This window comes from Desulfoplanes sp. (assembly GCF_054921335.1).
Genome location: NZ_JBUDSQ010000101.1, coordinates 1 through 7,063, shown reverse-complemented (window position 1 = coordinate 7,063; position 7,063 = coordinate 1). Strand labels below are relative to the sequence as shown.

The following is a 7,063-nucleotide window of genomic DNA, read 5'->3' as shown; positions in this document are numbered from 1 at the left end:
TGCGCAACCCCGCTACTTCCATCACTGCACTGCTCATCGCACTCTCCAGATCCGGGCACCCGCAAGGGGTGCCCATTGTGTGTTCCTTTCCGGTTATCTCATGTCAGTTTTGGGTTATGTGTGAGTCGCCGGGAAAGCCGTTCGTCGCTACGGGGGGATAAACAAACGGGTATAACGAAAATAATGTCACATGCCGGTTTTGGGTTTTTGTAAATGACGGGGATGGGTTCTGGACGCATAAAAGGGCGGATATGGAATCCGCCCCTACTATCTGTTCAAACGCTGCCACTTGAATTTCTTCACCTCAAAATAGCGGAACAACGCATCCATGAGCGCCCCCACCACGCCGATGGCCACCATACCGGCAATGACGATATCCGTTGAGGCCACGGTATAGGCATGGGTGATCAGATAGCCGATTCCCGCAAGGGAGCCGGGGAGCATCTCCGCAGAGACCAGGCACATCCATGCGATACCCAGACCGATACGCATGCCGTTGACAATGGCGGGCATGGCCGCGGGCAGAAGAACCTTGAAGAAGATGGTTCGCTCGCCGGCACCGAGCACCCGTGCGGAATCGATGAAAATTCTGTTCACATTTTTTACGCCATGGATGGCACTGGTCAGGATGGGAAAAAAAGCGCCAATGAAAATGATGAACACCATTGAGTATTTAAAATTCGACAGGTAGATGAACCATTGGCCGTCCTCCACTCCAAACATATCCGCCAGACTGGCCACTCCGAACCAGGCCATGACCAGAGGCACCCACGCCAGCGGGGGAATGGGGCGGAACAGATTCAAAAAATCATTGAACAGGGTATGGATCACCGCGGAGTACCCCATGGCGATACCCAGGGGCACGGCTATGACCGCGGCCAGGATATACCCGATCAGCACCCTGAACAACGAAACCAGGACATTGGTCACCAGCGATCCCATGGAGATCAGGTCCTGATTGGGCCGGGCAAGCAGATCCAGCACGGCGTCCAGCGAGGGCATGATGACCTGATTATCCACCCGACCGGCAATCCAGGACCATAGGACCAGAAAAAGTATCGGTGTTGTCAGGGCCAGGGAAAATCTGGAAACGAGCTTATTCATAGCAATCCTGCTGTTCTCCATGTCCGAGCCCCGATCTCTGTCGGACCGGGGCTCGGAAAGTGTGCACTATTGAACAAAACTGAAATCATAAAGAAGCGGCTTGGCCTCGGCCAGGGTTTTGCCCTTGAGCTGTCCCTTGAACTTGTTCATGTCATTCAGAATATCCAGGTAGATGGCTTCACCATGCATCCAGTTTGCTGAAGGATCGGTGGTATAGATGATGGTCGAATTTTCAATGGCCTTGGCGGGAACACCGATCCACTCCGAGGCAATCCGGCTCTGCTCGGCAGTGTGGGTATTGGTCCACTCACCACACTTGGTCAGCAATTCCACTATTTTTTCAACAACTTTGGGATTTTCGTCGATGACATCCTGACGCGCGGCCATGACGCAGCAGGGGAAATTATGCCACGCTCCGGCCGGGGGAAGATCGCGCAGATCAAGGGCGATATGACCGACATTCTTGAGCTCGGCGACCTCTGGATGGGGTGCAGGACCAACCCAGGCATCCACCTGATTGCTCACCAGGGCGGGGATCAGATTGGATGTGGATTTGAGATCCACCAAAAGCACGTCTGCATCAAAATCCGTGGCATCCTGGGTCACCTTGAGCCCGGCCTTGTTCAAAGCACCTTCGATAACGATACGCGGGGCACTGGTCGGCGAATGATAACCGATCTTGACGGGCCGCTTGGACGCTTTGATGTACGCGAGGACTCCATCCCAGCCATCCACGGTGCTCCCCTTGGGAAACACGAGACCCATTCCATCCACGTGCAGAGGACAGAGCATTTTGATCTTGGTCCCCTTATCGATCCCCGACATCATGGCCGTTCCTGATGCCAGCGCGATATCCAAGCGATCCATGGCAAACAGGGTCGAGGTCTCGGAACCGCTCTTGGCCACAATGATATTCAGGGTGGCCAGTTTGGTGTCCCCGTCCATCAGGGCATATTTCATCTTTTCCACAATCGGTTTGAGATAGACACCGAAATCCTTGAATGTTTCTCCCTCGGACATGGCCACCATAAAGGGGGTATGATGGGTGGTGAAAATATACCCCATGTTGTAGATAGGTGCCTTGGTCCCGGCCAAAGCTGTGGTCCCCATGAGAACAACAAGATTGAATAGCACACCGCATACCAACGCGGCCCTTTTATACCTTTCCAACGCCATTGATACTCCTCCCGTTTTTTTAAATCGATGATATCGAAAACAATAAACGATTTCTATACAACGGGAATGATGTCTTATGTCAAATTTATTGTTCAAATCAAACCAGACAAAATCAATCAGTTTTCCTGATCCAAGTGGTAAATAAGCATAACAGACCAATCGATGGATGCACTGAAAGGATCGAAATTAATCTCTCAAAGGATTGTTGAAATACAATACATTGATATCGTTAGATATATATCTTTTCTCTCTACGAGGGACTCTCAAACTGATACCCAAAGCCCGTGGAAAAGTATGCTACGCTCTCCCACGGGCTTTGTTGCGATATCCCCCCGGGTGCTTCCCACCCTTTGGATGCGACTGCAAAAAATGCCTCCGTCGCCAAATCCCGAAAAATCATGAGAGTTAACTATCTGTTTTTACTTAAAACTTAATAACCTAAAACCTAAAACAGCCTGCAAAAAATATTTTTTGCAGGCACATCCCTTTGGGCAATGCATGCCATCCCCTGGGCTCAGCGTCTGAGCATCCCCGTGTTATGGACCGGTCTTGCTTCTCTTGTGGTTCTCACGTATTTTGGTCCAAAATTTTCTCCATACTACCTCTCCTACCACATCGAACCATAATCAGGTCGGGTCCATGAAAATCGACACCATTCGACAAGCCTTCCATGAATCACTGCTCCGCCGGCTCGTTGCAACTATTATAGGCCTGCTGTGTCTGTCCCTTCCGGCACCGCTCGATGCGGACGGGCAACCGGTGACCCGGCCCGGTACCGCCCAGGTCCTTTTGGCCACACGCACCGTGACCCTGACCGGGTACACCCGGGCCAGGCGGACCATGACCGTGACCAGTGAGGTTGCGGCCCGGTGCACCGAGGTGGGTGCCGATGTCGGGGACCCGGTGCCCTCTTCATCCGTCCTGGCCCGGCTGGACACGACCTTTGTGGATCTGGATCTGCGAGAGACCGGGATAAGAATGGAGCAAGCAGCAAGCCGGATGGGGTATCTGGAGATCGAAACCTCACGTTCCAGGGAACTGGTCAAACGCGAAACCCAGGCCCGGACCCACCTTGATCTTCAGGAACAGAACCTGGATCAGGCCAGGCTCCGACTCAAAGAACTCAGGGCCGAAAAGGAACGCCTCGAGGAACAGAAAGTCCGGCATACCCTGACCGGACCTTCGGGATGGACCGTGGTCACCAGGGACATGGAACCCGGGGAATGGATTGCAGCGGGCACACCCGTGGCCACCCTGGGAGATTTCAGGACCCTGCGCATTCCCCTGGCCCTGAGTCCGGAAGAATTCACCGCCCTTTCCAGATCACCATCTTTTGCGATCCGCCTCCCCGATCAAGGAACAGGCCCTGAACCGCGAACCCTTGAAGCGGTCATCTTCCGCATCGCCCCTGATTTCGATCCAGTCACCCGGAAGACCAACGTGGAGCTCCTGATCACGCCTCCCGAAAATCTGTGCAGGGGCGGCCTTCGCTGCGAGCTCGACCTGGATATCCCCGAACCCGAGGGAACATACGAGGTCCCGGAGCAGGCCGTTTTCGAACGGTACGGAACCCACTGGGTAACCAGAAAAGACAACACCGAGATCAAGGTCATCCTGCTGGGAAAGGGAAAAGACGGTTTCGTGAAGATCTCTTCAAGGAATCTCGCCGCGGGTGACCCCCTCCAGGTGCGGCCATGAAGGGACTGATCCGCTTCGCCCTTTCCACACCGGTCTTCGTCAATCTGATCTTTATCATGCTCATGGTCTGGGGCGTTGTCTCCCTGCTGGTCATGCCGGTGGAGCGGTATCCCAATGTCAACTTCGGCAAGGTGGTCATCTCCACCTTCTACCCCGGGGCCACTCCGACCGAGGTGGAAACCCTGATCACCCAGAAGATCGAGGACGGTCTGGAGGATCTGGCCAATGTTGAGTACATCCAGTCCACCTCCTTTCGTGAACGCTCCTCGGTCATGGTCAAATTCCTGGACGACACGGATTACGACCGGGGCTACGACGATCTCCGCTTCAAGGTCCTCTCGATCATGGGCGAGCTGCCCGCGGGAATCGATCCGCCGACCTTCAATCTCATTGACGTGAACGACTGGCTTCCCGTGGTCTCGGTCAACCTCTTGGGAAACCGTACCAACCGGGCCCTGACCCTCATGGCCGAGGAGATGCGCGTTCCCCTGCAGCAGATCACCGGGGTCGACGAGGTCAAATTGCAGGGCGAATACACCCGGGAATTCCACATCATGCTCGACCCCGAACGCATGAACCGGCTCGGGGTATCCTTTCAGGAGGTCACCAAGGCGCTGGTCAGGTCCAACGTCTCCTTTCCGGCCGGAGACATGGCCACCCGCGTCGGGGAATTCGCCCTCGAGGTGGATCATAAATTCCGGACCCGGGACCAGGTCATGGGGACAATTGTTCGCAAAGACGGCGACGGCTCCTTTGTCCGGGTGGCGGACGTGGCCTCGCGGGCCGGACTCGCCTTCCGCGATCCCTTCATCATCACCACGGTCAACGGGAAAGAATGCGTCACCCTGCAGGTTTTAAAGACACGGGACGGCAATGCCCTGGATATCATCGAGGAAGTCCACAGGGTTCTGGACGAGTTTGCCGAACGCCTGGACCGGGAACAGGTCCAGGTGGTTTTGACCCAGGATTCCACCGTCAATGTCAGCGATTCCATCCGGACCCTGGGCTCCAATCTTCTGCTGGGCATCTGCCTGGTCTTTGTGCTCATCTGGCTGTTCATGGGGCTGCGCAATTCCTGTCTGACCACGGTGGGCGTGCCCTTTGCCTTTCTTCTGACCATGGTCATCATGCGGACCACGGGCAATTCCTTAAACGAGGTCAGCCTGTTCGCCTTTGTCCTGGTCTCGGGAATCATCGTGGACGACGCCATCATGGTCGTGGAGAACATCTTTCGCCATCTCCAGGAAGGCCGACCACTGTTCAAGGCCGTTGTGGAAGGAACCACCGAGGTTTTTCTGCCCATTATCGCGGCCACCCTGACCACGGTTGCCGCGTTCATGCCCATGCTCATCATGACCGGATCCACGGGAGAATTTTTCGCCATCGTTCCCAAGGCGGTCTCCTTTGCCCTGCTCGCCTCGGTCATCGAATGTCTGTTCATCCTGCCCACCCACTATCTGGAATGGGGGCCCCGGACCGGGAGTGTACCCGACCGGGAACAGGAATTCTGGTTCATGAAACGACTCAGACAGCTGACCGGATGCTGCCTCGGCCTGACACTTCGGTTCCGGTTTCTGTCCATTGCGGTGGTCACCCTGCTCTTTGCCGGGGCCGTGGTCATTGCCGCGCTCTCCTTTTCCGGCAAAATACCGCTTATCCGGGTGACCTTTTTTCCCGATGACTACTCCCTGTACTATGTGGAAATGGAAGGGCCCGCGGGTACCCCCATCGAGACCATGAGCTCGAAACTCGAAGAGGTCTCCACCTTTCTCATGGACGACGGCCCGGCCCTGATCAAATCCGCGGCCGGGTTTGCGGGATTCTATCTCAGTGAAGATTACGAACCGATCTTCGGATCCAATCTCGGCCATGTGGCCGTGACCCTTCCCTCGACCCGGGACCGACAATTTGAAGACGCGCCTGTCAATGATCCGGTAGCCCATCTGGAAACAATCAGGAACCGGCTGGAGCCGTTCACACACGATGGAACCCTCATCCGGATCAGGCCGGAGAAAGACGGTCCCCCCGCGGGTAAAGACGTGAATATCCGGGTCATCGGGTACAACGATGCATCGGTTTCCAACCTGTCAGAGACCCTGCTCGAGTTCCTGCGTTCCGATCCGGCCACGGCCAACGATCTTTTGGACCTTGGCACCAGCGAGGCCCGCCCCCACAGGGTGATCACCTTTGTCATCGATCCCGACCGCGCGGCTGAACACGGGGTGGGTGTCGATGCTGCGGCCGGACTGGCAGCCTCTGTTCTGGACGGAGGGTTTTTCGGCACCTTCAGAACCCGGGACGAAGACGTGGATATCCGGGTGAAAATCGATCCGGACATGGTCAATGAACCCGTGGAAGGACTGGACATTCCGCTTCTGGAAAACCCGACCGGACCGATCCGCCTCCGAGATCTGGCCAGAATGGAAACATCCATGGAACAGGGCTCTCTGGAACGGTTCCGCACCCAGCGGGCCGTGACCATCACCGCGAACATCAGGACCGGATCGAACCTTTCCACGCCTGCCGTCGTACGCATGGTCAAGACCTTCTTCGCCGGGGTCCAGAGCGAGTATCCCGGAGCCACCCTGGACTTTGCCGGGGAGTTCGAAAACACCCGTCGCTCCTACACGTCCCTGACCTACGCCTTTGGCATCGCCCTGCTCATCATCTACACCATTCTGGCCACCCAGTTCCGCTCGTATATTCAGCCCTTCATCATCATGTCCGCAGTCATCTTCGCCCTCATCGGAATCATCTACGGCATCTTTCTGACCCGAGCCATGTTCACCATCAACAGCTTCATCGCCATTGTCGGAGTCACCGGGGTGGTGGTCAACGACTCCCTGGTGCTCATCGAGTTCATCAACAAACGCTATCGGGAGGGCATGGACCGGAGAAAGGCCATTCTCGAAGGGGTCAGAATCCGGCTTCGCCCCATCCTGCTGACCACGTTGACGACCACTCTGGGCCTCTTGCCCATGGCCCTGGGCATCCCGGAGTACTCGCTTGTATGGGGAGCCATGGCCTCGACATTCGTCACCGGGCTGTGCACCTCGACCTTTCTGACCGTGCTCATGGTGCCGGT

General features: G+C 56.0%; 4 protein-coding genes. 2 read left to right on the top strand and 2 right to left on the bottom strand.

Annotation, left to right across the window (positions count from 1 at the left end):
- Positions 1–267: 267 nt before the first annotated feature.
- A complete protein-coding gene (locus ACY692_RS13480; protein ID WP_462325897.1) occupies positions 268–1,104 on the bottom strand; it encodes an ABC transporter permease in 837 nt (278 codons plus the stop codon).
- Positions 1,105–1,170: 66 nt separating this feature from the next.
- Positions 1,171–2,280, bottom strand: coding sequence for an ABC transporter substrate-binding protein (locus ACY692_RS13475; RefSeq protein WP_462325896.1), 1,110 nt, complete (start codon positions 2,278–2,280; stop codon positions 1,171–1,173).
- Between the two features lie 639 nt (positions 2,281–2,919).
- On the opposite strand from ACY692_RS13475, the gene ACY692_RS13470 reads away from it, so the two are divergent.
- Together ACY692_RS13470 and ACY692_RS13465 are read left to right on the top strand one after the other, a co-directional pair.
- On the top strand, positions 2,920–3,978 hold the full coding sequence (locus ACY692_RS13470; protein ID WP_462325895.1) for an efflux RND transporter periplasmic adaptor subunit: 1,059 nt from the start codon (positions 2,920–2,922) through the stop codon (positions 3,976–3,978).
- Positions 3,975–7,063, top strand: a 3,089-nt coding sequence (locus ACY692_RS13465; protein ID WP_462325894.1) for an efflux RND transporter permease subunit, incomplete at its 3' end; no start/stop codon positions are given. The genes ACY692_RS13470 and ACY692_RS13465, both read left to right, overlap by 4 nt.

Bases quoted from the DNA above. Each gene is read 5' to 3' on its own strand.
- ACY692_RS13480 (WP_462325897.1), bottom strand. From the start codon at position 1,104: ATGAATAAGCTCGTTTCCAGATTTTCCCTGGCCCTGACAACACCGATA.
- ACY692_RS13475 (WP_462325896.1), bottom strand. From the start codon at position 2,280: ATGGCGTTGGAAAGGTATAAAAGGGCCGCGTTGGTATGCGGTGTGCTA.
- ACY692_RS13470 (WP_462325895.1), top strand. From the start codon at position 2,920: ATGAAAATCGACACCATTCGACAAGCCTTCCATGAATCACTGCTCCGC.